19 protein-coding genes, 1 pseudogene and 1 riboswitch are annotated in these 25902 nt (G+C 49.0%); all 20 genes and pseudogenes read right to left on the bottom strand.

The annotated features are described in order from the left end of the window. Positions 1-148 precede the first annotated feature (148 nt). The 20 genes and pseudogenes from EI981_RS00280 to spoVG all read right to left on the bottom strand — a co-directional run bounded on the left by EI981_RS00280 (position 149) and on the right by spoVG (position 25819). Positions 149-3841, bottom strand: a complete 3693-nt coding sequence (locus EI981_RS00280; RefSeq protein ID WP_127004204.1) for a non-ribosomal peptide synthetase family protein — start codon at positions 3839-3841, stop codon at positions 149-151. A 78-nt stretch (positions 3842-3919) separates the two neighbouring features. Then, positions 3920-5671, bottom strand: a complete 1752-nt coding sequence (locus EI981_RS00275; RefSeq protein WP_126994418.1) for a methyl-accepting chemotaxis protein — start codon at positions 5669-5671, stop codon at positions 3920-3922. A gap of 158 nt (positions 5672-5829) precedes the next feature. After that, positions 5830-5918, bottom strand: a riboswitch (cyclic di-GMP riboswitch). A gap of 185 nt (positions 5919-6103) precedes the next feature. Then, complete coding sequence (spoIIE, locus tag EI981_RS00270; protein WP_193556419.1) at positions 6104-8605, bottom strand: stage II sporulation protein E; 2502 nt, start codon at positions 8603-8605, stop codon at positions 6104-6106. Positions 8606-9004: 399 nt separating this feature from the next. Then, on the bottom strand, positions 9005-9502 hold the full coding sequence (locus tag EI981_RS00265) for a S1 domain-containing RNA-binding protein (RefSeq protein ID WP_126994414.1): 498 nt from the start codon (positions 9500-9502) through the stop codon (positions 9005-9007). A gap of 114 nt (positions 9503-9616) precedes the next feature. Further along, entirely contained in the window at positions 9617-9961 is a 345-nt protein-coding gene (locus EI981_RS00260; RefSeq protein WP_227011633.1) for an FtsB family cell division protein, read from the bottom strand. A gap of 43 nt (positions 9962-10004) precedes the next feature. Next, positions 10005-10574 carry a spore cortex biosynthesis protein YabQ gene (gene yabQ, locus EI981_RS00255; protein WP_126994409.1) on the bottom strand — a complete coding sequence of 190 codons (570 nt, stop codon included), beginning with the start codon at positions 10572-10574 and terminating at the stop codon, positions 10005-10007. Next, positions 10571-10852: a sporulation protein YabP gene (gene yabP, locus EI981_RS00250; protein ID WP_068778556.1), complete on the bottom strand. Its 282-nt coding sequence runs from the start codon at positions 10850-10852 to the stop codon at positions 10571-10573. Before yabP ends, yabQ begins: the two co-directional genes overlap by 4 nt. A gap of 117 nt (positions 10853-10969) precedes the next feature. Next, on the bottom strand, positions 10970-11245 hold the full coding sequence (locus EI981_RS00245) for an RNA-binding S4 domain-containing protein (RefSeq protein WP_126994407.1): 276 nt from the start codon (positions 11243-11245) through the stop codon (positions 10970-10972). Continuing rightward, positions 11245-11517, bottom strand: a complete 273-nt coding sequence (locus EI981_RS00240; protein WP_018753532.1) for an HU family DNA-binding protein — start codon at positions 11515-11517, stop codon at positions 11245-11247. The genes EI981_RS00245 and EI981_RS00240 overlap by 1 nt, the downstream gene beginning before the upstream one ends. A 181-nt stretch (positions 11518-11698) precedes the next feature. Further along, a complete protein-coding gene (gene yabN / locus EI981_RS00235) occupies positions 11699-13192 on the bottom strand; it encodes a bifunctional methyltransferase/pyrophosphohydrolase YabN (protein WP_126994405.1) in 1494 nt (497 codons plus the stop codon). 181 nt (positions 13193-13373) lie between these two features. Next, positions 13374-15062, bottom strand: coding sequence for a putative polysaccharide biosynthesis protein (locus EI981_RS00230; protein ID WP_126994403.1), 1689 nt, complete (start codon positions 15060-15062; stop codon positions 13374-13376). 220 nt (positions 15063-15282) lie between these two features. Further along, a complete protein-coding gene (gene spoVT / locus EI981_RS00225) occupies positions 15283-15825 on the bottom strand; it encodes a stage V sporulation protein T (RefSeq protein ID WP_126994401.1) in 543 nt (180 codons plus the stop codon). Between the two features lie 282 nt (positions 15826-16107). Further along, a complete protein-coding gene (locus tag EI981_RS00220) occupies positions 16108-17226 on the bottom strand; it encodes a peptidylprolyl isomerase (protein WP_126994399.1) in 1119 nt (372 codons plus the stop codon). Then, positions 17213-20738: pseudogene (gene mfd / locus EI981_RS00215) on the bottom strand (transcription-repair coupling factor). Before mfd ends, EI981_RS00220 begins: the two are co-directional and overlap by 14 nt. Positions 20739-20930: 192 nt before the next feature. Further along, a complete protein-coding gene (locus tag EI981_RS00210; RefSeq protein WP_068778565.1) occupies positions 20931-21161 on the bottom strand; it encodes an anti-sigma-F factor Fin in 231 nt (76 codons plus the stop codon). 105 nt (positions 21162-21266) lie between these two features. Next, positions 21267-21827 (bottom strand): aminoacyl-tRNA hydrolase, encoded by a 561-nt coding sequence (gene pth / locus EI981_RS00205; RefSeq protein ID WP_126994397.1) that lies wholly within the window; start codon positions 21825-21827, stop codon positions 21267-21269. 622 nt (positions 21828-22449) lie between these two features. Beyond that, positions 22450-22749 carry a hypothetical protein gene (locus tag EI981_RS00200; protein ID WP_126994395.1) on the bottom strand — a complete coding sequence of 100 codons (300 nt, stop codon included), beginning with the start codon at positions 22747-22749 and terminating at the stop codon, positions 22450-22452. A gap of 156 nt (positions 22750-22905) precedes the next feature. Then, positions 22906-23859: a ribose-phosphate diphosphokinase gene (locus EI981_RS00195; RefSeq protein ID WP_126994393.1), complete on the bottom strand. Its 954-nt coding sequence runs from the start codon at positions 23857-23859 to the stop codon at positions 22906-22908. A gap of 141 nt (positions 23860-24000) precedes the next feature. Next, complete coding sequence (glmU, locus tag EI981_RS00190) at positions 24001-25410, bottom strand: bifunctional UDP-N-acetylglucosamine diphosphorylase/glucosamine-1-phosphate N-acetyltransferase GlmU (protein ID WP_126994391.1); 1410 nt, start codon at positions 25408-25410, stop codon at positions 24001-24003. A gap of 124 nt (positions 25411-25534) precedes the next feature. Further along, positions 25535-25819 carry a septation regulator SpoVG gene (gene spoVG / locus EI981_RS00185; protein ID WP_126994389.1) on the bottom strand — a complete coding sequence of 95 codons (285 nt, stop codon included), beginning with the start codon at positions 25817-25819 and terminating at the stop codon, positions 25535-25537. Positions 25820-25902: the final 83 nt, after the last annotated feature.

Raw genomic sequence — 25902 nt, 5'->3', positions numbered from 1 at the left:
CTAATCGACAGGCAGGACACCAGGGAATGGATTCTTGCAATTACTCTACTATACTTATGGCTAGAATAGCAGAAGCGGCCTCCGTCAATGAGTTGACGTTGCCGCTTCTGTACTTCATTTATCACTCAGAATATTAGATCCATAGCTTCTACGGCGCAGGGAAGTATCCAATCCGCACCGCGTAATCTATCATACGTTGGAAAAATTCACGGTCCGGCTCATGGCAGACGACAGGCGTACCTGCTAGAAATTCATTCGTCTGCGGGCACGCGAAGCGGTAGATAGAGTTCTTCGCTCCGTCTCCCTCCAATTGAGCCATCGCCAGCTCCATGCCAGCCTGCTCCTTCGGCTGATTCGGATTCAGCAACCATGCCTCATAATCACGCCACTCCAACAGATCCACATAATAGCCATATTCACGCAAGTGGTCAACCATGTCTATATAAGAGATTTGCACCGGATTGCAGATGTGGAACAACCTACCCGCACTCTTCTCCTGTAGTGCTATAGCCGAGATAGATGCACCTGCATAATTCACCGGTGTGAAGTCTACCTGCCAATGCACTCGCGGCGCCTTGCCAAGTAGGAGCATCGCCTTCAGCATCCGATAGAAGGCGTTATTGTCTATGTTCTTCTGGAATACACCCGTGGTCGAGTAGCAAGACAGATTGCCTACCCGGTATACCGAGGCAGCCACTCCTTCTTCCTCGCAGGCCCGAATCACCAGCTTCTCCGCTTCGAGCTTACTATTCGTATATACATTCTCGGTGGCTATCGCATCGTAGCCACTGCCTGCTGTGAACGACTCCCATAAACCGAGAAAGGCCAGGTCCTCCGGAATCCCCAGTGTGGATACATAATGGAAGCGCACATCCTTCCCGCGCGCCAAATCAAGCAGACGGTCCGTACTCTCAACGTTCACTTTGGTGAAATAGTCGGCTGAACCGAAATGCTTCACCTCAGCCCCGCAATGGATAATGGAATCCAGATGCTGATCCAGCAGCGCTGCATCCTGTGGACTAAGGCCAAGATTGGGCTGCTCTAAATCCCCACGGATTGCGACAACCCGATTTTCCATATTTCGTGTAATTTCGGTCCCGTAGTACCCCTTCATCACATCGACGAGACGCTGGTATGGTTCTTCCCCTTCCTTGGCACGCACAAGGCAATATATGACCGCCTCAGAGGTTTGCAGCAATTGATAAAGCAGAGAGGAACCTAAATACCCGGTAGCCCCGGTCAATAGAATATGATTCTGAGGGGACGCAGAAGGTTTACTGTTCCCGCCGAACATACGTGGATATTCCGCTAAATCCCGAATTTCCTCGCTGCCCGCGAAGGAATCCTCTTCTTCAGTTGCGTCCATTAATTCAATCACTCGCTCAGCCATAGCATATACTGTCGAGTACACGAAGAAATCGTTAATCTTCAATTTAGGGAACCGCGGCTTGAGCAGTACCAGCGTCTCCAAGATTTTCAGGGAGTGTCCGCCAATCTCGAAGAAGTTGTCATATAAGCCCACGCGACTGCGGTGAAGCGACTTCTCCCAGGCGACTGCGATCTCCTTCTCTAATTCAGTAACTGGCGCAACATAGTCAGGGTCTTCCTCGACCTGCATAGGGATATCATAGGTGCCCAGACGTTTGCGATCAATCTTGCCTGTCGGTGACAACGGCATCGATTCCAACATCATAAATTGACCAGGAACCATATAGGCTGGAACCTTGGTCTTCAGGAAGGAAGCAAGCTCCTGCTTACCAATCTCCTCGCCGGACTTGGAAGTATAGAAGCCTATCAGCATCTTCTCGCCGTGATCGTCCTCCTTGACGATCACGGCAACATCCTTCACCTTCTCATGCTTCGCCAGATTCTCCTCGATCTCTCCGATCTCAATCCGGTAGCCTCGAATCTTCACCTGGAGATCCTTTCTACCCATATACTCGATACCGCCATCGTTCAGTAGACGAACCAAGTCGCCGGATCGATAATATCTTTTCCCCGAAGTGGGATCCGTCGGATCGATAGTAAAAGCCTCTTCCGTCTTATCAGGCAGATTTAAATAACCTTTAGCCAAGCCGATGGAATGAATCAGCAGTTCACCCATTACATTCACCGGGCAGAGTTGGTCATTCTCGTTGACGATCAGCACCTCGTAATTGGCGATAGGCTTGCCGATGCTGACCGTAGTCAAGTCTTCTGGTACCTGTTCCTTGATCATATGGGTTGTCGCGGCCACTGTAATCTCAGTCGGTCCATACGCATTTACGATGAACGGCTGATGCCCCAGCTTCTTCTGCAAATTACGGACGGACTCCCCTGGGAGCGCCTCCCCGCCAATAACAAAACTACGGATCAATTGATACTTGACCGCCTCTTCTACCGTTAAATACGCGGATAATTGATTGAAGAATACGGTTGGCAGAATCCCTATCCGCGTCGCCCCAGTATCCTCAATCGCCGTGGTGAAGCTGTCGACCGAATAACGCTGTTCATTGGACAATAGATGAAGCCTAGCACCGCAGCATATTGCACTGAATATATCGTATACGGAAGCATCAAAGCTGAAGGTAGAATATTGCAAAATGACGTCATGCTCCGAGAATTGAAGCTGCATAGTAGTAGACAACGACAGGTTCACGACACCGGCATGGCGGATCAGGACTCCCTTTGGTCTTCCCGTTGTACCTGATGTATAGATCGTATACGCAATATCATCCTGATCGATGGGAATATGGCAGGCTTCCCCTGGATAAGAGGCGAACTGCTCCAGGTCGAAGCATAACAGCTTCAACTCATTCACATTATCCGCTACAAGCGGCTGCAACTTAGATAGATAAGTTTCCTTAGTTAGTACAATCCGCGAGCCCGTATCTTCGATAATATACTGATTCCGATCATCCGGATGCTCTGGGTCCAGCGGAATATAAGTCCCACCGGCTTTGAGGGCGCCGAGCATGCTGACAACAGCTTCCATGCTGCGCTCCATGTAGATGGCCACGAATCCGCCTTTGTGCAGTCCTTGCTCAATTAGCGCATGGGCAACCTGATTGGATAACCGGTCCAACTCAGCATAGGTCAACTTCCACTCAGCCGACGACAGCGCAATTCGCTCTGGGAAACTCTCGACAGTCCTGCTGAGCATCGATGTAATCGTCAGCTCTACTCCCCAATTTCTAGCGGTATCATTGAGCTTCTCATAAGCCAGTAGATCCTCGTCGGTCATGATGGAAATGTCGCCCAGGACAATCTCGGGACGATCCAATACCGCCTGAGCAATACATTGAAAATGTCTGGCGAACTTGTTAATCGTACTCTCTTTGAACAAGTGGCTCGAATAGGTGATCTCAGCTACCCACTTTTCCCCCTCTGTCCGCACATACCAGTTAAGACGACTGGCTTCATAAGCGGCATTTCGTCCATAGATAGTCTGCACTACAGGAGACTGCGAAACCAGTTTCTCAATCTCCTGAATAGGCAAGCTGGCTTCATTGGATAGAACAAGCCGCTCCGCTATAGCTGATAGCAACTGGCTGAATGGAATTCCAGCTTCAGTATGAATCCGTATTGGAAGTATTCGGCCATCCGTGGCTTGTATTCCAACAATTTGATCCTGTTCACCGCTCATACGATATAGAAAGACATAATAACAAGCGATTAGCCAAGTCTGAATATCAGTTTCCTGGATCATCTGTCTCTTGAATGATGAACTAATATTCAATTCATAGATCATACTCTTGGACCCGTTGGCCATTGCTAGATCTGGATAGTCAGTATGGATATGAAATCCGGATAATGGCGGCTGAAGCTCATTTAGCCAATATTCCCGGACTTTCTGATTCATCAGTAGGGTACTCACAAATGTTCAGCTCCTATTCTCTCTCTCTATTTAAGGGTGTTCGATAAGTCTCCCCTTGAACGATTACAGCTTCAATCCCTCTACTAGTTTCTCTAATTTTCCGGAGATTTGATTCAAGTGCTCGGCAGAGCTCATAATATTGTCGGAAGAAGCCCTCTGCTCCATGGCACTCTCCTTGATTCGTTCGGAGATAACCGCATTTCTCTCTGCATATTCGGCAATCTGCTTAATGGTCGCCGTAATCTGCTCTGTCTCAGCTACCATCTCCTCGGTAGCCGCAGATACCTCCTGAATTTGACTGGTCACGGAATCTGTACCATCCAGTATCGTAGCGAAGAGCTCTCCTGTCTCTCGAACGACCTGGATACCGGTAGCAACATTCCGTTCTCCTTGGCCAATTGCGGCGACGGCTGTGCTTGTCTCTTTCTGGATATAGTGAACCAGATCAGCGATTTGCTCTGCAGACTTGGCGGACTCCTCGGCCAGTTTCTTCACCTGGTTAGCTACAACTGCGAAGCCTCGCCCTTCCTCACCTGCTCTGGCCGCCTCAATGCTGGCATTTAACGACAATAGATGGGTCTGTTCGGCGATTTGTGTAATCACCTGTACGATCTCCTCAATTTGCCCGGAACGTCTCTGCAATTGTTCTATCGATACGACCGATTGCTGCACGGATTGCTGGATGGAATCCATCTGCTTAATAACCCCGCCGATATTATCCCGTCCTATCTCAGACTTGTCCTTCATCTCCATTGATGCGTCCGACAACGCTGAAGTGCTGCTAGCAATCGTTCCTACGCCTGAATTGATCTCTTCCAGTGAAGTCACACTCTCGGAGATCGACTTGCTCTGCTGCGAGGCCTTCTCGGAGATTTCTTCAATATTATCGCTGATCGCCATAGAGCTCTCATGATTCGTCTCCAGCGTCTCGAACAGAATCTTCGATTGATCCGCCGATTGAATAGAGACCGTCTTGATCGTCGCTACCAGTTCATTCATATTGCGAACCGTTGCATTAAACTTCTCATTCACCTGACCCAGTTCGCTCTCATCCGTCTTCAACTGTACGCTGAAATCGCCTTTGCTAAGCTTGTCCAATGCGGACATGAGATCCTTCACGGGTGCAAATGTCCTCCGGGTCGTGAAATATTGAGACGACAAAATAACGATCAGAATGGCAATAAGTGCGAGAACCGTATATTTCAGCAAATCGGTTTGACCGGTCATAATTAGACTGGCATCGAAATCCATGCCTATGTATGAGAATATTTCACCATTCTTGTCCTGAACCGGATAGAGTACCGTTAACCAAACACCGTAATCGTCCTTATAAGGCTTTGTGAACGTAATTTTCTTTGTCTTCAGCATTTCCTCGACGCCCTTCACATGGTAAGCAGGCTGTCCAAGCATATCGCCCAGGAATAAGCCCTCACCCTCGAACATATCAAGGATTGCCGTCGGAAAAGCAATCATCTGGGTACTATCGTTCTCTACCTTCGCTCCAAAGATATAACCTTGTGCAACATCAGGGTGAGTCGCTGACAAGTCATCAAATACCTTCGTCAGCTTCTTCTGAAGCTCCGAATTGCGATCCGTGTCTGTCACCGCCGCTTTGGCTTCTTCCGGAGTGATCCTGTCCTTCCAGGCCTCCATGACCTTCTGTGAGTTGTCCTCCAACTGATTGGTTAATACGGCACCTTGAATATAGTAGCTGGCAGCAATCAAGATAACACCAGTCATCAGAATAGAGACACTCGTTAACAACATATTTTTCGTGACAATGCTCAAACGGTTAAAAAAACCAAAAATCTTCATATTCAGTCTCCTTTTCGTTCCAGATAGTGACTTGGAATTAAGCATAATTCCTTTCAATAAATTCGTTTTTTTTTACATTCTCCCTTCAATAAGTAGATCCACCTAAAATTTAGGCAAAAAAAAAGATAACCGCATAGCAAACACTATAGGTTACCTCTTTTAGCAACTGGCTGACATACCCCCATAAGGAGAATTAGTCCCTATAGCTTTGCGTCACTACCTTTCGATAGCTTTGCCCAAACATGTATAAAATTAGTTCAATGGATGGATCTATCTAACAAATTTCGACAACACGACATGATAATCTTACTATGATTTTCAAATCATTCCCATGATAAATAATACCATAATTGTGTACGTTGTATGAATTTTACCGTCTTTTGATTCGCTACTTAAGTCCTATCCTGCTAAAAAATGACTGCTTATCACGTGTCAGCTTACAGTCCGCGGTCGCTCCAGCCTTGATATTCCGGGAATATGCAGGGTCGCCCACTCGGGCAACAAATGATCAATTTTAGCTACTGCAACTGTCATATCATCATGGACCGTATTTTTCTGATAGCGAATCACTGTCTCCAGCAGGCAGTCGGCGATTTCCTGCGGGTCATCCGCATGAATCTCCGAGATCATCCGTTTGATCCACAGTTCCTTATTCACAGCATAACCGGGAGCATCATACACTCCGTCCGTCATCATAATCAAAATGTCGCCAGGAAGCAGCTGCACCGTAACCAGATCAATCTCAATATCCTGAATGATCCCAATCGGTAGATTGCTAGCCGTAATCGGTATAACCTCATTCCCTCGTTTGATAAAGCTCGGCGATGAACCAATCTTGAGGAACGTCGTCTGCGCGGAGAACTCATCGATCAGAGCCATATCAACCGTAGCATATACTTCATCCGGCGAACGAAGCATGAGAATCGAATTAACCGATTTCACCGCTAATTTCTCATCCATACCAGATTGAAGTAACTGTTCAAGAATGCCAAGCGCTGTGCTGCTCTCCAGCCGGGCCCGCTCACCATTGCCCATCCCGTCGCTGATGGCAACAGCAAAGGTTCCATTTCCAAGCTCCATTGCACTAAAGCTGTCCCCGGATAACAAGTCTCCGCCCTTAGCAGCCCCGGCGACTCCGGTCGTCACTTCGAAGGTCTTGGCCGAACCGAAAGTTACAGTCGCCAGTCCGTCTCTGCCTGTAGGCATATTCTCCCGGACTACCGTAATATGCTCGTCCACAATGTCGGATAATAGCGGCGCTATAATCTTCCGACACTCATCGAACCCGCGAGTATACGCATGGACAATTTCAATCTCCACATTGCCATGGTCCAGATTAATGATGTCTATGCTATGAATAGACAGCCCCATTTTGTCGAGCTCGTCCCGGATCTGCTCCTCCTGCTTGTACATCGCCTGTCCTTCTCGCTGAATCTCTCGCGCCAAATCCTCCATAACTTGAGAGACTCCTGAGAGTTGTTCAGCTACAAGCTGTCTGCTATCGTATATTTGCCGCTTCCAATGCATATCATTCTGATATAGGCTATATTCTTGCTTCATCAGATCGAGCACTTGATCCGTCTTGACGCACAGCTTATTCCATTTGGGAGGCAGATCACGCTTCGATAGCTCCGGATTATCTTCAACAGCCGTCATCATCTCCGTCATTAATTTATAGGTCTGATAGAAATTACCGTCCCAGCAAACCTTGCGGCGTAGGCAATTCCCACAAGCCCCTTCGGTAATCGCATCCATGAAATGGCCAACCTCTTCACTCTGCTTGGACATTTCACCGCTACTGGCCATTTGACCGAAGCTGCGCGACAGTTGCTTGAACACTTGGGAGAACTGAGCCACCCGTCCGGCTGTAATCTCCCTAACCCGCTTGGCATATTCATGCTGCGACTTGATGTGATCCTGCGTACCAGGAACATACTTGGCGATAACGCTTATGACGCCCTTTGGAGTTACTAGGAAGAGGAGAATTGCTACGCAGCTCTCCCAGGTTGAAGACATGACCTCAGCTGGTCCTGTTAAATAGATAGCTAGAATAGAAGATCCTAGTAGCATACCCAAAGCAACAGCCCATTTGCGCCCTTCCCGCAGCATGCCTGCCAGCATGCCAGCAAAAGCTAGTAGACTCATCTGATAGAGCGCAGTCATATTGGCCAGACTGAGAATTAGCCCGGTAATTACGCCTACTGAGGCTCCTAGTGAAGCGCCTCCAACTAGAGCAAACAACAGAATTAAATATCTCGACATAATGTGTTCAATTGATAGGCCATATATTTCCCATCCGACGGCTCCGGTCATCATGGATGCCAATAGAATAACTAGACAGAGGATCTCCTCATTCCTAAGATGGCGTCCCTTCCTTCGAAGCGAGAAGACCGGAACGGATTGAATAAAGACCAAAGTCAATACGAAGCTGAGTACAGAATCTGCTACCATCATCATCATTGCGTACCAGCTTAACGAAGGACCAACAACAGCCTGGAATAACCCTACGAGGAATGTGCTGGTAAATACCGCTAAGGGAGCGTAAGAAATATCGGCCCGTTCAAAACTCTCAAGTCCTCTATGAATCAAGTAGAAGATTAGCAGTTCTGCAGCGATCCATATTCCATGCTGAACCGGGGACAGAAGTGCTCCAATCACCATTACGGCCCCCGCTGTTATTGCGATATCTCTGCGCATGAACATCATCACTGCGAAGAAGGCAGCAGCAAACGGCGAGAGCTCGTCCAGAATAGTAGCTCTTCCCAGTAAGAATGCCATCACCAGAAAGAGCAAATTCCATTTATTCACCATAAAACGCTGAGCGGCTCGCTCTAAGAGCGGTACATCCATCCAGACTCTTCTGCCCTTTGCCTTGGCTTGCCCTTTTAGTCTCTTCAAACCAGGAAACGTAATGACATTCCACTTCTCCATCAACTGGCACCACCTTATCCAATTTGTTAGGTATGTCCCATTATAGGTAGGGCAGGCTGGAAAGTTTGTCAGATACCGGAGTAAGGAGCCAAGAAATTTCCGACAAATTGAGAGGGAATTACGAAACACCACGAACCTAGGCCCGTCAAAGGATACATCGTCCTTATGCGTGCTTATGTTCGTACCTAGCAGCCCGTTTATAACGCACGGCAGAGCGGATTGATCTGATACATATCGTGTTATTGCGTAATAACCTGTCGCCTAAGCGGGACAGACGACAAAAATAGAAGCTGGAAAAAAAATCTATACATAGGTTCAAGAAGCATTCTAAAGCATCAGCATACGAAAAACAAAAAACCGTAGGCATATGTATGCCTACGGTGGATTTCATATTTAAGAAAGTTACATTCGCTTAGCTCCGCGTCCTCCGCGTTTGCCTTCCGTACTCTTCTTCAACGAAGAAATTCGCTCTTCACTATCCTTGAGAAAACGCGACATTTTGTCCTCAAAAGTAGATTTGTTAGAGAAAGAACGTCCCCCTCGATCCCGATTAAATCCGCCACCTGGTCGGTCCCCGTCTCTACCGCCACCTGGGCGATCGGTTCTGCCGCCACTTGGGCGATCGCTTCTTGGTGCACGAGGCGGTCTGCTTGACTCAACCGGCTTATCAACGGCTTGCTTAATGGAAAGTCCGATCTTACCGTCCTTATCGACATTAATTACCTTAACGGTAACCATATCGCCAATCTTCAAGTGATCGTTGACGTCCTTCACGTAATTGTCGGCGATCTCCGAGATGTGAACGAGACCCGTGACACCTCCTGACAGATCCACAAATGCTCCGAAATGCGTGATGCCTGTCACTTTACCTTCTAACTTGGTGCCCACTTCTATTGCCATAAAATAAAATGATCCTCCCTTAAAAATATACAGCCAGGCCTCGAAATCATGACTGCGGTGATTTGATTATACCGAATGAGTGAAACAAGGTCAACAGACGGATGCCCTTAGATTTCAATCATTATCCGAGACGGAATCGGATACCCGGACCGGAATTTCACCAGGTTTATACAGTCCATACTTCTTCATTGCGATCTGGCCAATATACTCAGGATCCTTCAGACGATTCAATTCATAATTTAATTGATTCAAACTCTGTTCCGCTGCTACCTTAGAAGCTTGACGCTCCGATAGTTGCACAGATTTCTGTCCGATCTCGCTGGATTGAGATATAAAGGTATGGCCCGACCATATCATAAATATAGCCATGAATATCATCCATAACCGTAACCGGCGGCGCGCTCCGGCTGTTCCGGATGCTTTATTCTGCGATTGTCTATCTGTGGATACCTTATGCAACTGAGCGCCCTCCATTCTCTTAATCTTGTATATTATGCGAAATCTATTCTCTATGAAACCAGCGTCTCCATAACGACTTCATCCAATCCCGTACTGTAACCAGCCTGTCCGAAATGCGAAGTCGTCTACGAATCGGCTTAGTCGCCCACAAAAGAAGCTTCCAAAACGGCAGCAATGTGATCCGTCCCAGAAATAATAACATTACCCATATAAAACCAAGCAACAACCAAATTCCTTTGAGAAGTAGCCTGATCGGTGCAATGAGCACGACCTGGACAATTCCGACTAATATCCTATAAAACCGTTTTATTACTATAATTAACATTACCACAAAACGTTCAGTTATAACACTAAGAAACAAAAAATGAATCCAAACGCCTATAAAAAGCCCTAAAAATACGTAGAATCTTACTTCTCCCTGATTTGTATGATACATTGTCCGAAATACAAATAACGCTGAAGCGAACCAATATAAAAGATCAAGAGCATGGATACTCCAGCGTGGGAAGCGGAATTGAATGGATACGACCCGGTAACCGTCGAAGACCATTCCCATAATTCCTCCGCATGCCAGCATCCAGAGAAGGGTTATCCACTGTGTATGCAGGTTCATCGGAACAATTTACCAAGGAAGCCCTTGTTTGATGAATGGGAGCCCGGCTCCAAATAAGACAGGGAATTTACCAGGCCCTCGATACTGACAAGCCCCTGTTCTAAATTCAAATTCTTGATATGTAAATTCTGTCCGCGGATCGTCAAATGCCCTAGCTCGGTCTGCAGCAGAAACTCCTCGCTATCGAAGCTCTCCACATTCTGCACCCCTGATATTTCGAGCAGTTTTCTTTGAAATAAATGCAACTCCTGACGCTTCCCTTTTCCTTGTTCGACCATGGCATGTACCCCTCCTTCTTACAGATAGCTTATGGAGCAGATACACGGTTTAGAACCAGAAGGAAAATAAAAAGCGGTGCCATAGGGCACCGCTGAATAAGCAGTAATCACAATTTGTTATTCGAACAAATTATGCTTTGCGATCGGTTCTTCCTTCACCAAGGTATACAGCGTAGCGGCTTCTTCTTTGCGAGTCGTCTCAGCTAAGCGTTCAACTCTTACGGTGACCAGCTTCTGGCCAAATTGCACCGTAATCTCATCGCCCACCTTCACCGAAGTGCTCGGCTTCGATTCACGGCCGTTAATCAGAACTCTTCCTTGGTCGGAGACGTCCTTGGCAACCGTGCGCCGCTTAATCAAGCGCGACACCTTAAGGAATTTGTCGAGACGCATTATTTTACAGCTTCTTTAAGTTTGTTGCCGGCTTTGAATGCTGGTACGTTGGATGCAGGAATTTCGATCGTCTTACCAGTTTGCGGGTTGCGGCCAGTACGACCGGAACGTTTGCGAGTTTCGAAAGTACCGAAACCAATCAATTGTACTTTGTCTCCGCCAGCAAGAGCCTCAGTGATTTCACCAAGAAATCCGTTCAATACGGATTCAACGTCTTTTTTAGTCAAGCCACTCTTGCTAGAAATGTTGTTGATCAGATCTGTTTTGTTCATTAATAATGCCTCCCAATAGATAAAGAAATAAATGATATTGCTGTAATTGGAGCAAGAGCTCCTCCTACCGCAAGGATATCTTTGTATGAGTATTCTTGCTTGAAATGAAAAATCCTGCCCGGAACTTAGAATTTTTTTGTTTTTTTCGCAAAATTACCCGCATTTTAGGCAATTTCCCCAATTATCTCCGTTCATTCTCCTTCGCTTCCTCCCATAAATTGTCCATTTCGACAAGGGAGCTAGTGCCTGGAGTCTTCCCGGCTTCGTGTAACCGTTCCTCCACATAGCTGAAGCGACGGACAAACTTGGAGACCGTCTGCGATAAGGCTTCTTCCGGATCAACACCGATGAATCTTGCTGTATTAACGACAGAGAATAGAACATCTCCCAGTTCAAGCGTCTGCTCTGACAGGTCCTTCATCTTCACAGCCTCGCGAAGCTCGAATATCTCTTCCTCCAGCTTGGCCCATACCGCATCGATATGTTCCCAGTCGAAGCCGACCTTCGCCGCCTTCTTCTGAAGCTTATATGCCTTCATCAACGCTGGTAAATCGCGTGGTACACCGCTTAATGCTGATAATCGCTCAGGCTCGATTCCTTTGCGGCGCTTCTCCTCCGCCTTCATCGCATCCCAGTTCCGAAGCGCAGCCTCGGCATCCTCGGCGCTAAGTTCTCCGAACACATGCGGATGACGGTAGACCAGCTTCTCATTCAACTCCTGGATTACATCGAATACGGAGAAGGTTCCTACCTCTTCCTCCATCTGCGAGTGCAGCATAATTTGCAACAGCAAATCACCCAGTTCCTCACGCATATGGTCCGGATCGTCTTCATCGATCGTCTCTAGCACTTCATAGGTTTCTTCGATCAGATTTTTGCGGATCGACTGGTGCGTCTGCTCACGGTCCCAAGGGCAGCCACCAGGACTGCGCAGAATCGACACGATCTCGTGCAGACGATCTAGGGTGCGGATACGCAGGGCATCATCCATATTCGCCGGTACGTATACTAGCGACAAATTACCAAATCCGGAAACACGGTCGAGTTCATATAGTGGAACAGTCACGACCTGCTCGCTTCCCTCCACGCCGAGGGCATGTCCTACGGTTATCTCATAATCGTCCGGGTAGATATCCATCAGACTCAGCTTGACATCGGAAGCTGTGAATTCATCGTATACTTGGCCGATCAATGTATGCAGGCGCGGATTGAACGTCCCGGCAGATATATCTGAAGCGTCCAGCAGCTGGAAGCCTTCGATCGGGTCGAAGCCAAGCCTTACGAACGCCACATCCAGGAAGCTCTCGCCTCCGATGATATTCAAGGCAATCTGCTCAGCAGGACAACGTTCCCGCAGCAGCTTGACCGTCGCTTCTGCGACCATCGGATGACCCGGAACAGCATAGATGATCTCTTGCTCCTCAGGCAGTTGGTTAGCACGCTCGATCAGTCGTTCTACAATTTCTGCGTATACAGATGGGAAATCCTGCTTCGCCTCATACACAGCATCAAATGAAGTGAACCTGACCCCCGTCTCCTCCAGCCAGCTAACTACGGGATGCTCCTTCGTGCGCACATATCGCTCCTGTGCTTCTTTGAGCTTCCTAAGGCTGCCCAGAGTTAAATGCTCCGGATTACCGGATCCAAGCCCCATCACTGTTATGCTTCCGCTCATGTATGAGTCACACTCCTGTTCCAATCGTGTTAGGACGGCTTGCCGGCAGACGACTTCAGCCTGTATCCTGCAATGCTGTCCATAGAATATGCCCAAATGGCATGATAATACTATACCACTAGTTCTGTCCAATTACGAAATTGCAAACACCGCAGATATAATGGACGGGTGATGTCTGCCGTTACTCTGGGCGTATCAGCCGCAATCGGACGAACAGCCTCAGCAGCTTCGGACCGATCCGCGGCAGGGCGGCTACCTCCGCCGCGGTCAAGAGGCGTGTTCGCAGGACCGCGACGGCGAACACAGCTGCACCGAGCAGCACGCCCAGCAGGCTGACCAGAGCCGCGATCAGGCGGCTCTGCGGTAGCGGGGCGGCAGCAAGGCGCAGCAAAAGCACGACCGCAGCCAGCGCCAGGACGGCGCCGGCCGGCCGCAGCAGCGCTGCATGTGCATGGGGGCGCAGCCCCGTGCGCCGGAGCAGCAGCGCGAGGTTGAGCGCCGCAGCGACAGCGTAGGCGACGATACCGGCGATGGCAGCGCCGGTAATGCCCAGCTGCGGCACCAGGGCCGCGTTCAGCGCTATCTTGAGCGCTGCGGCCAACAGCAGATGAAGCGCCGGCGCACGGACGAAACCGAGCCCCTGCAGCAATGCTGCTGTCACCGTAACGAGCGCGCCCGGCGCTGCCGTCCAAGCGATCCAGGCCATTGTGCCACTGCCTGTCCCATCTTGATACAGCATCACATTGATCGGCTCGGCCAGAAGAGCAAGTCCTGCCGAGGAAGCGAGCCCGATCAGCCAGAACCAGCGTAGCGCCAGTGTCAGCTGCCGCCTAATGCCCGCAGAATCCCCCCGAACATTCATCTCCGCCAATACAGGGATGAATAACACCGATAATGAAGAAGCCAGCATAGTCACCAATTGTACAAGGGGAATCCCGCGATTGTATACACCGACGGCCGACATAATGGCTAGCTCATCTCCATGAGCGGACAGCAGCCGCGGCAATGTGAAGGTGTCCACCAAACTGATCAATGGAACGGCCAGGGATGCAAGACAGATTGGAATCGCATAGCGGAGCAAAGACGAGAGCAAGGCTCTGCCCCGTTCCCCTGGATCCCCTGGGACAACCAGTGCAATTCCCTTGCCAGCATCCCCCTTGATACGATTAGCTCCTGCTCTGGCCCCGCCATCCTGCACGAATTCTGTCCCAAGCTTTCTACGGTAGCTAACCCAATACATCAGCATAACTAACAGGCCAGCCGCGCCTCCAAATGCCGAGCCGGACAGCGCTCCCCCAGCAATAACCGACTCTACCGCTCCAACACTGCTTAAATACAGCAGAAATACAATCATAGCCACGACTCTCACAGCTTGTTCCGTGACTTGTGATACCGCGGTCGGAATCATATTCTGCAAGCCTTGGAAATAACCACGAAGTGAGGCGCTCAGTGGTATGAAGAGCAACGCCGGAGCAGCGCTGCGCAGAGCCGGGACCAACTGGCTGCTGCCAATTAGGAGTGCCAAGAGCGGGGCGCCAAAGTACATCAACGCACTGCCGGCCAATCCCAGGACGATCATCATGATGGTAGCGAGCCGTAGCACCGCCTGTTTGCCTCGCTCATCTCCTTCTGCATGGCGCTCAGCCACGAATTTCGATACCGCCGTCGGAAATCCAGCTGTCGCCAGCGTTAACAGAATCGTATAAAACGGATAGACGGTATTATAAATGCCGAATACCCCGTCTCCTCCGATATTTTGCAGTGGAATTTTCTGCAGTGTCCCCAGCAGCTTCGTAATAATCGCTGCCAGACTAAGTACCGCTGCTCCTTTTAACAGTTGCGACGATACGTTATTATTCCCTGATTTCATAATGAACCTACTTTACGTAAAATAATGAACTTTCGCTTCAAGAATATGTCCATTATAAAACGAAACTGACCACCGCGACCACTTTTGCTATTCCAGCCCCTAGGGGTACTAATAATGCGTGTTCAATAACAACCTCTAAGACATAAAAAATACACTCCGAGATATGGCGGCTGCAAACCGTCTTATGCAATGGAGTGTACGTGTATTACTTAAATATGCTTTATTGTTCCATCTGTTTGCCGAGGAATCCAGCAGCAGTCTCTGCCATTTTCGTCTCTAATTCGGACATGTTCACCGATTCGTCCTTGTTCATCAAAATCACAGTACCGATGGGATCGCCGCTCGAGATAATTGGCGCAATCACGTAGGAAGAAATCGACTCGGGATGATCCTTATTGATCTCATAAGTTCCTGTCGTCGTCTCAAGAATCGTCTTGCGGCCTTCCATGCTGCTCTCCAGCAAGGAACTGATCTGTTTGTCCAAGTATTCCTTCTTGGAAGCCCCTGCTACAGCAATCACCGTATCCCGATCCGAGATAAGCGTAATATGTCCAGTACTCTCATAGAGCGACTCCGCATACTCCTTGGCAAAATCCCCTAATTCTCCGATTGGCGAGTATTTCTTCAAGATCACTTCACCATCGCGGTCTACAAAAATTTCAAGTGGATCCCCTTCGCGAATCCGTAAAGTGCGGCGGATCTCCTTAGGGATAACCACCCGTCCTAAATCATCAATGCGACGTACAATTCCAGTAGCTTTCATATCACATGTTGCCCCGCTTTCTTAAGAAGTTTTGAACTACTACTGTCTGGATATCTGTTAATCTTCGGATGTATTTGTACGGGATTAGAAGGATTGTCGGCTCCTTGTGATTCTGACCATAGTATTCATCCCTTCCCAAATCCTTATGCATCGTATTTTACCTTATCCGCAAGTACTTGCTAACCGTAACAAGAGACAAGAAAGCAGCGTAAAATAAATTCACGCCGCTACGTAAAGTCTCCCTAAAGTAACAAATCGTTCCTCATCCAGGATGGATCACGATTATTTGCTGCTATTCCCGTTATCAGCACCGGAGGTATTGCTATCATCCGATTGATCTGAATTACTGGAATTACCAGAGTTACCAGATTTATCGGCATTCCCGTTCGTCCCAGTATTGCCTGAGCCCGAATTAGCACCTTTATCTGTGTTCTCTGCCTTCTTCTCTACCTTAGGTAAAGTAATTTTCTTGATAATCTTCTTCTCCAGATCGCCAGACATGAACTCGTCCAACTTTTGGGATCCAATGGACATCTTCAGCGTATCCTTCTCAGCATCCGTCAAATCTGCGAATGTCTTCTCAGTTCTGGCCTCTACACGAATAATATGGTATCCGTAATCGGTCTCCACTGGATCGCTGATTTTATTCAGTGGAAGTGTCATTGCCGCCTCTTTAAACTCGGGTACCCATTGATTCACAGCTGCGTCTGCATACAGACCGCCATTATCAATGTTCTGCTGTCCATCATTCGAATATTGCTTGACTAACGTAGCAAAATCTTCACCCTTGTCCAACTTAGCCTTAACCTCTTTAGCTAATTTCAGAGCATCATCCTTGCTGCGTTCCTTACCTTCCGAATCCTGGAATCCAATCAGAATGTGACGTACGGAAGCGGTAATATAATCTTCCTTAGTCGCTTCAAATTCCTTCTTCATATCATCTTCGGTAATTCCTGTTAACTGTGTCTCCATCACCGTATAAATACGGGTCATGTAGTTCTGGAATTCTTTTTCTGTAATCTTCTGTGCGTCCAGCATTTGCTTAACATTATCAGCGCCATTAGCGTCCTTCATTGCCTTGTATTGAGTCTCAGCCTTCTTCTTGCCTTCTTCCTTCATCTTGTCGTCGGCTTTGCTCTCCCAATATTTATAGGCAATCGCCTGTTTGACCAAGTATTCCCGGAAGTCATCCATTTCCGTAAACTGTGCCATTTGCGGCTGCAAGGCAAGAACCATGCGCTGTTCAAGATCGAATTCCTTTTGTGTAATCTCTCCGCCGTCGTACGTAGCTACGACATTGTTATCCGTTTTTTTACCGCATCCAGCCATAACGGATACAGCCAGCACGACCACGAGGGCAGTCAGCAGCGTCTTCCAAGAACGCCCTTTACTTCGAAACATCTTGTAGTTCCCCTTTCGTCTTGAACGAGTCCTTCAGGGCTCCCAGGAATTGCTCCAATAGGCCCATCAATTCTTGGTCGTCCATTCCTTTGGTTTTGATCCAGATTACCATACCAGACCCTTGATTAAATTGTACACGTCTTCCGAACAGATTTCCAACCTCCGCGAGTTTCGCCGGAATCAGATCCTTCTCTCTGCCTGCATAGAACTTCATAGTCACCTCGTCACCGCGAAGTGCGATCGTCTCAATGCCATACTTCTTGCCATATAGCTTAACCCTGGCAACGGACAACAGATTCGTAACTGCCTCTGGCAAGTCGCCGAAGCGATCAAGCAGCTCGTCCTCTAAATCGGCGACATCTTCGAATGAAGCCGCGGATGCGGTTTTTTTTGTAAATCTCGATCTTCTGCATACTATCATAAATGTAATCCGGCGGTAAATAGGCGTCGATGCCAAGATCGATCGTCGTACTCCAGGATGATTCCATCGGATCAGGCTCGCCAAGCATGGACACCTTCCGTTTCTGGATTTCCTCCGCCAACATTTGCGAATACAGGTCAAATCCAACCGAAGCGATGAAGCCGTGCTGCTCCGCCCCGAGCAGGTTGCCTGCGCCACGGATCGCTAAGTCCCGCATAGCAATTTTAAACCCTGAACCGAGTTCAGTAAACTCCTTAATGGATTGCAGACGTTTCTCCGCAACCTCCGTTAAGGATTTGTCCCGCTGATATGTGAAATAAGCGTAGGCAATCCGGTTGGAACGTCCAACTCGACCCCGCAGCTGATATAACTGGGACAGGCCCATCTTATCAGCGTCATGTACAATCAGCGTATTCACGTTCGGAATATCGACCCCGGTCTCAATAATGCTCGTGCTCACCAACACATCAAATTCCCCGTCCAGGAAGTCGAGGATCGTCTTCTCCAGCTCCTGCTCGGACATTTGCCCATGGCCTACAGCCACTCTCGCCTCTGGAACAAGCATGGAGATCTGCGCAGCCATCTCTTGAATCCCTTGAACTCGGTTATACAAGTAATAAATCTGTCCACCGCGTGCGATCTCCCGTTCCACCGCTTCGCGTACGAGTGAAGGGCTATATTCTACAACATAAGTCTGCACCGGAAACCGATTCTCTGGCGGTGTCTCAATGACGGACAAGTCACGAACACCTAGCATCGACATATGCAGTGTGCGCGGGATTGGCGTCGCTGTCAGCGTCAGCACGTCCACATTGGTCTTCAGCTTCTTCAGCTTCTCTTTATGAGTCACACCAAAGCGCTGCTCCTCATCCACGATGAGCAGGCCCAAATCCTTGAAGATCAGATCTTGGGACAGCAAACGGTGCGTACCAATCACGATATCGACAGTCCCTTGCCGGACTCCCTTGATCGTCTCATTCTGCTCCTTCCGACTACGGAAGCGGCTCAGTGACTGGATATTGATTGGATAACCTGCAAATCGTTCGCGGAACGTCTCATAGTGCTGCTGCGCAAGGATTGTCGTTGGCACCAAGATAGCGACCTGCTTGCCCTCGATCGCTGATTTGAATGCAGCGCGAATAGCCACCTCGGTCTTTCCATAGCCAACGTCTCCGCAGAGCAAGCGGTCCATCGGACGCGAGATTTCCATGTCTTTCTTAATTTCCGTAATCGCACGAAGCTGATCCGGTGTCTCATCGTAAGGGAACATCGCTTCAAATTCCTGCTGCTCCTGTGAATCCTTCTCAAAGGCATATCCTGGCGAGGCCTGACGTTCCGCATACAGCTTAATCAGGTCATCGGCTATATCCTGTACGGAAGAGCGGACTTTATTTTTAACTCGGTTCCATTCATTGCCCCCGAGCTTATAGATCTTCGGCTCTTTGTCCTCCGAACCGACGTATTTCTGAATCAGATCGATCTGTTCGATCGGCACGGACAGCTTGTCACCGCCGGCATACAAGATATGGATGTAGTCCTTATGGATACCGCCAACCTCTAGCGTACCAATGCCTACATACTTCCCGATCCCATGATTCTGGTGAACGACATAATCGCCGACCTTCAGCTCGGTGTAGCTCTTGATTCGTTGAGCATTATCCATACTCTTGCCAATTTTACGAGCTTTACGCTGTTTCTTGGAGAACATCTCCCCTTCTGTAATCACAACCAGGTGAACGGACGGGAATTCGAAGCCGGATTGCAGATTACCCTTCAGCAGCATCGGCTCATCGATTCCATAGTCAAGCAGTACCCTACGCATTCTGTCCATGCGTTCTTCGTTGCTAGCCAGCATCATGATGTTGGCTCCGCTCTTCTTCCAACGCTCCATCTCTGACTTAAGCACATTCATTTGTCCGTGGAAGTCCTGCATCGAGCGAGCTACGAAATTGATAATGTTCTGCGGCTGCGTGTGCGGAACCTGTCTTAAGAATAACGACAACAGCAGCGTCTGGAACGGACGATGATAGAGCACATGCTCCGCCTCCACCGCTAATGGAAGCTCAGGCAGACTCTTCCCATTCTGTAGCAGATGCAAGTTCCACTCCGCCTCATCGCGCTCCAGTTGCTTGGCTGTCTCTAACAGACGTGCAGGCTCTTCCAACACAAGCAGCGTATCCTTAGGCAAATAATTGTACAATGTGTGATGCTCTGGATAGAGCAAAGAGACATATTTATAGATTTCCGGAAAATATACGTGCTCACGTAGCATTTCAATTTCCCGGGAAACTTCTTCTTTCAGCTTGATCTTCGCCTGACGGTCAGTCATCTTCTCAAGCTGGCGCTCCAGCTGCTCTGTTGCTGCCTGAGCCGCCTTTGTCATTCGATCGCCGGAAGCGATCAACTCCTTGCAAGGCGTAATCGTTACCTGTTTAACCTTGTCGACAGAGCGCTGGTCAGCAGGATCGAAGGTACGTATCGAATCAACTTCATCATCGAACAATTCCACACGATAAGCCAGCTCCGAGGTCAATGGATAAAAGTCCAAGATTCCGCCCCGTACGCTCATCTCCCCACGGGATTCAACGCGTTCGACCCGCTCATACCCAAGCTCAACCATCTGAGTCAAGAAGGAATCCAGTTCAACGGTTCCTCCTACCTCAATCGATAGGCTGGCGCTGGACATCACCTCTGAAGTAGGGATGTAGCGGCGCACGCCAGAATAAGGCACCACCACAATGCCGCGAAACTGTTGTGAGCATTGCAGCAGCACCTCAATCCGCTGGGCCAGCGTCTCTGGACTGGAAATGGCCGACTCTGCGGCTACCAATTCATTGGCCGGGTACAGCATGACCTCTTCGGATGACAGCGCTTCATGTAAATCTTCATATATCTTCTGGGCTGAGAACATGTTATGGGTAACCACTAGCATCGGACGGTTAACCTTCTTGTGCAGCGATGCCAGCATGACCTGTCTGGCCGAGCCGGACAAGCCTGAGATAAGCTGCTCTCTCATTCCCGATTCTATCCCGGCTACCATTGAAGCAAAGTCAGAATCTTGCGAAAAAGCCTGTATGAGTGCTTTTAACAAATGAGGCACCTCTCTTATTGCTTAATTGATACTATTCTTGATAAAAATCGCATGACGAAAAGTCACGATTTCGTAAACGTAGAGCTACCTACCGATCCGGGGTCCATATTCGAACCAAAAAGGAGCCTCAGCACGCTTGCCAAGGCTCTAATATCCGTCATTTCAAAGTGAATCCTTCATCCTCGTTGCCGATCATTGCAGCGGATTCGAGAGCAAGGTCAGCTCCGGATTGTTCTCCAGTGCCTCCCTGCAATAATCGCAGGTCACCCGAACCGTAGTATCACCGTTCGAATCATACGCTATTATATCTCTCCGCTCATCGGGGGTCAAGGAATGGAAACCTAGCTGCGATTCGGATATATAGGGCGCCTCTATTCTACCAATAAACGTTCGGCAATGCCGACATATATAGTTTATTGCCATCTATATGCCTCCTGAAGAATCATTATGTCTTCAGTATGCCCTGAAACGCCGTAGCTTAGCCCTATGCATTAGCTCTTTGGACCAACTATAGAAGTCTGTCTGAAACTATTGATTAAACTTGGCCATCGTCTGCTCAAAAGTGTGATCCATACTGTACTCCATCGCATCACAAGCCGCATCAATCGATTGCTGAAGCAGCGGCTGATCCTTCTTAGCAAACTTGGACAAGACATAATCTACTACCGCATACCCCGGCTCCGGCCGGGAAATCCCCATGCGAATCCGGTTGAACGTCTGCGTCCCCGTATGCTGGATAATCGACTTAATCCCGTTGTGCCCTCCGGCACTCCCTTGATAGCGCAGCCGATTACGCCCCAGCTCCGTATCCAGATCGTCATACACAACGATCATGTCCTCCAGAGCCACCTTATAATAATCCATAAAGGCCCGAACCGCCTCACCGGATAAATTCATATATGTCATCGGCTTGATCAGCGCGACCTTGCCGCCCGGCAAGAATCCTTCACCAACCAAAGCCTTGCACTTGCTCTGCTTGATCTCAATATTGTGCCTTCGCGCCAACTCATCCAGCGCCATAAACCCGATATTATGACGGGTCTTCTCATATTGACTCCCCGGATTCCCGAGGCCGACAATCCACTTCATCTTCGTTAATCCTCCATTTATCCTCTTCTCTGGTATACCCAGCGCATCCCGAAGGGACAGTGGGTTCCTCATCCCTACCTAGCGTATCCCGGAGGGACAGCGGGCTTCTCACTCCACCTAGCGTATCCCGGAGGGACAGCGGGCTCCTCGCTCCTACCTAGCGTATCCCGAAGGGACAGCGGGCTCTTCACTCACTCCACCTAGCGTATCCCAGAGGGATAGCGGGCTCCTCACTCCACCTAGCGTATCCCGGAGGGACAGCGGGCTCCTCACTCCACCTAGCGTATCCCGAAGGGACAGCGGGCTCCTCACTCCTACCTAGCGTATCCCGAAGGGACAGCGGGCTCCTCACTCCACCTAGCGTATCCCGAAGGGACAGCGGGCTCCTCGCTCCTACCTAGCGTATCCCGAAGGGACAGCGGGCTCCTCACTCCACCTAGCGTATCCCGGAGGGACAGCGGGCTCCTCGCTCCTACCTAGCGTATCCCGGAGGGACAGCGGGCTCCTCGCTCCTACCTAGCGTATCCCGAAGGGACAGCGGGCTCCTCACTCCTACCTAGCGTATCCCGGAGGGACAGCGGACTTTCTTTGGATTCCTCCACGGTGCTTCTTCCAGTTCATATTATAATCCCTGCTCAAACCTTAGCGCATTCCGAAGGAACAGCGACTCCTCGCACAAACCCAGCGCATTCTGAATAAACAGCGCCCTCCTTCGAACCAAGTAGCAGTCAAAAAGCACCAAAGTCCACTCTTCACTCCTCTTACCACCGCCAATAGTAGAGCGTACCCCGTAGGGGTGAAAAGCGGCCCCAACCTCGCCGTCACCCAGGCGAGCCGAAAGCAGCACATCTCCCCAGCCTGTTTGCAGGTAACCCAGATGCTCCCAAAGTAAGACGTACCCGAAGGGGGAAAAGCGTTCCATGCAACAAAAGCCCCTAGCGCCTCCCCCCTGGAAGGGGGATAGTCGCAGGAGCACCTCTCTGCCTCCAACGTTTATCCATATGCAGGAGTCCAGAGGGCAGCAAGCCCTTTGGAGCCCTCCCTTATGGTAAGGGAGGGTTTGGGAGGGTTGAGTACCTTATTCTATTTCAAACAACTTACTAATCGACAGCTCCTCATGTACACGAATAATAGCTTCGCCCATGAGAGGGGCTACAGATAGAACCTTCAACTTGCTAGTAGGATTAGGATGCGTAATTGGAATCGTATCCGTCACGATAACTTCTTTGAGCGGAGAATTCTCAAGCCGCTCCATCGCTGGACCGGACAGCACAGGGTGTGTACAGCAAGCATAGACTTCCTCTACGCCGCCTTCCTTCAGCGCGTTGGCCCCCAGCACGATTGTGCCTGCGGTATCAATGATATCGTCGACGAGAATAGCGGTCTTTCCTTCAATATTCCCGATGATGTTCATAACTTCACTTACGTTAGGTTCCGGACGACGCTTGTCGATAATCGCGAGCGGGGCGTTCAAGAAGTCGGCCAGCTTACGGGCACGAACTACACCACCGTGGTCAGGAGATACGACAACCGGGTTCTGAATATTCTTCGAACGGAAATATTGAGCCAGGATTGGTACACCCAGCATATGATCCACTGGTATATCGAAGAAGCCTTGAATCTGCATGGCATGCAGGTCCATCGTAATGACGCGGTGGGCACCTGCTTTCTCAATCAGATTAGCTACCAGCTTGGCCGTAATTGGATCGCGCGAACGCGCCTTGCGGTCCTGGCGCGCATATCCGTAGTACGGAATAACTACATTAATGCTCTTAGCTGAAGCACGTTTCAAAGCATCCACCATAACGAGCAGCTCCATCAGATTGTCATTAACAGGAGCGCAAGTAGACTGCACAATATATACATGGCAGCCGCGTACGCTTTCAGACAATTTGACTTGAATCTCACCGTCACTGAAGCTAGTCGTCTCCGAGTCCCCCATCGGGATTCCAATATAATCGGCGATTTGATGCGCTAATTTCGGATTGGAGTTACAAGTGAATATCTTCAGTTTAGAATCACAATAAGTCATAAAATTTAATACCCTCCGTGCTGTGTAGATAGAATAGATTATAGATGTCTCAAACTATCCCCGTCATTAATATGATCACTGCATCCTGAAAAACCTGAAACTTCGATTCATACTACTTCTTCCATTGCCTAGGCATTACTGCTATTCTCTTGATTCTTCTTGTTCTCTTTGCTTTCTTGCTTTGGCCCGGGCGCGAATCTTCTCTGCATAACCTGGCTTATTCTCCTGACGAATCCGCGCAATAGCCAGATCATTATCCGGCACGGCATTCGTGATCGTTGAGCCAGCTACAACATAGGCACCCTTGCCGATTTTCACCGGCGCTATCAGATTGACATTACTGCCGATAAAGGCATCATCTTCGATCTCAGTAATAGACTTATTATATCCATCATAGTTGACAGTAATCGCGCCGCAACCAAAGTTGACGTTCTTGCCTACCTTGGCATCGCCGATATAGCTAAGATGAGAGACTTTCGAGCCATCATCCATCGAGGCATTCTTGATCTCTACAAAATCGCCAACCTTCACATGATTACCCAACTTAGTTCCTGGACGCAAATAAGCAAACGGCCCTACGGTCGTATCCTTGCCAACTTCTGTCTGGCTCAGCACCGAATGTTTGACCTTTGCACCGTCAAGAATGTGACAGTCCTCGATATCAGAAGAGGGACCAATCACACAATCCTCTCCGATAACCGTCTGTCCATATATAGAACATCCCGGCAAAATAACGGTATCCGCTCCGATCGTAACATCGGCTCCAATATACGTAGAGCCCGGATCTATAATCGTAACACCGTTCAACATATGCTTACGGGCAATGCGAGCTCGCATAAGCGTCTCCGCTTCAGAGAGAGCGATACGATCATTAACACCGATAGACTCGGTATAATCGTCCGTTCTGTAACCTTCAACAACATCGCCTTCTTGAACCAGGATTCCTATGACATCCGTTAAATAATACTCCTGTTGAGTATTGTTATTTGTCACTTTCTCCAGAGCGGAAAATAACTTCGCATTATCAAAACAATAAGTGCCGGTATTGATTTCCTTTACCGCATTTTCTTCAGGAGAACAATCCTTCTGCTCGACAATTCGCTTCACAGAGCCATTCTCGCCCCGGATAACCCGTCCATAACCTTGCGGACGATCCACCTCGGCAGTAAGAATTGTAGCCGCCGCACCATTCTTCTCATGAAGCCGGAGCATCGCTTCCAGCGATTCCTCGGTGACTAACGGAGTGTCTCCACAGATAACGATCGTCGTCCCATTCTCTTGGCCAAGTAGCTGTTTGACTTGCTTGACGGCGTGACCAGTCCCTAGTTGCTTCTCTTGCAGTACATATTCCGCTGAGGTGCCAAGATAAGACTGTACAGCCTCCGCACCATGGCCAACAACGACAATACTGCGTTCACATTGGACCTTCTTCACCGTATCCAAGACATGTCCGACCATCGGCTTACCGCAAACGGGGTGAAGCACTTTATAGAGCTTCGACTTCATGCGTTTCCCCTGTCCTGCAGCAAGAATAATCGCAAATCTTTTCAAGGCCCCGGCCTCCTTCAATTGAACTCATTACTGACTATATCTCATTTAAGGCAAAAAGAAAAGAGAGCCATGGGCATGGCTCTCTTTTCCTCGAACCCCAATTAGTTACGATAATACAAAAAACTTAAGCCCCTTCTTCAATAACTTCCTCTTGTTCAGCTGCGCGCTCGTATTCTGCGAGAACTGCGTTCTGAATTTTCTCGCGAGTACCCGAAGAGATCGGATGCGCGATGTCCCGGAATTCCCCGTCCGGTGTGCGCTTACTAGGCATAGCTACGAACATCCCGTTGTTACCGTCAATTACACGAATGTCATGAACAACAAATTCGTTATCGATGGTAATGGATGCAATCGCCTTCATTCTGCCCTCAGAGCTGACTCGGCGGAGTCTTACATCCGTAATTTGCATATGTGTTCACCACCTTTTTCCATCAGAGACTTGGTGTAATATTCCACATAGCAAACGGAAATCCTTTTTTTTTCGTGAATAAA

This window comes from Paenibacillus lutimineralis (assembly GCF_003991425.1).
Taxonomy (GTDB): domain Bacteria; phylum Bacillota; class Bacilli; order Paenibacillales; family Paenibacillaceae; genus Fontibacillus; species Fontibacillus lutimineralis.
Note: the sequence above shows the minus strand (reverse complement) of the source record. Positions and strands in the feature narration are given on the sequence as shown.

What these genes read in the sequence shown, in the direction of transcription:
- EI981_RS00200 (WP_126994395.1), bottom strand. Translation starts at nt 22,749, where the DNA reads ATGGAACGCTTTTCCCCCTTCGGGTACGTCTTACTTTGGGAGCATCTG.
- yabN (WP_126994405.1), bottom strand. Translation starts at nt 13,192, where the DNA reads ATGAGCGGAAGCATAACAGTGATGGGGCTTGGATCCGGTAATCCGGAG.
- EI981_RS00265 (WP_126994414.1), bottom strand. Translation starts at nt 9,502, where the DNA reads ATGGCAATAGAAGTGGGCACCAAGTTAGAAGGTAAAGTGACAGGCATC.
- EI981_RS00240 (WP_018753532.1), bottom strand. Translation starts at nt 11,517, where the DNA reads ATGAACAAAACAGATCTGATCAACAACATTTCTAGCAAGAGTGGCTTG.
- yabP (WP_068778556.1), bottom strand. Translation starts at nt 10,852, where the DNA reads ATGGTCGAACAAGGAAAAGGGAAGCGTCAGGAGTTGCATTTATTTCAA.
- EI981_RS00210 (WP_068778565.1), bottom strand. Translation starts at nt 21,161, where the DNA reads ATGGCAATAAACTATATATGTCGGCATTGCCGAACGTTTATTGGTAGA.
- EI981_RS00195 (WP_126994393.1), bottom strand. Translation starts at nt 23,859, where the DNA reads ATGACTTATTGTGATTCTAAACTGAAGATATTCACTTGTAACTCCAAT.
- spoVG (WP_126994389.1), bottom strand. Translation starts at nt 25,819, where the DNA reads ATGCAAATTACGGATGTAAGACTCCGCCGAGTCAGCTCTGAGGGCAGA.
- yabQ (WP_126994409.1), bottom strand. Translation starts at nt 10,574, where the DNA reads ATGAACCTGCATACACAGTGGATAACCCTTCTCTGGATGCTGGCATGC.
- EI981_RS00280 (WP_127004204.1), bottom strand. Translation starts at nt 3,841, where the DNA reads ATGAATCAGAAAGTCCGGGAATATTGGCTAAATGAGCTTCAGCCGCCA.
- EI981_RS00230 (WP_126994403.1), bottom strand. Translation starts at nt 15,062, where the DNA reads ATGAAATCAGGGAATAATAACGTATCGTCGCAACTGTTAAAAGGAGCA.
- pth (WP_126994397.1), bottom strand. Translation starts at nt 21,827, where the DNA reads ATGAAGTGGATTGTCGGCCTCGGGAATCCGGGGAGTCAATATGAGAAG.
- EI981_RS00275 (WP_126994418.1), bottom strand. Translation starts at nt 5,671, where the DNA reads ATGAAGATTTTTGGTTTTTTTAACCGTTTGAGCATTGTCACGAAAAAT.
- spoVT (WP_126994401.1), bottom strand. Translation starts at nt 15,825, where the DNA reads ATGAAAGCTACTGGAATTGTACGTCGCATTGATGATTTAGGACGGGTG.
- EI981_RS00220 (WP_126994399.1), bottom strand. Translation starts at nt 17,226, where the DNA reads ATGTTTCGAAGTAAAGGGCGTTCTTGGAAGACGCTGCTGACTGCCCTC.
- EI981_RS00245 (WP_126994407.1), bottom strand. Translation starts at nt 11,245, where the DNA reads ATGCGTCTCGACAAATTCCTTAAGGTGTCGCGCTTGATTAAGCGGCGC.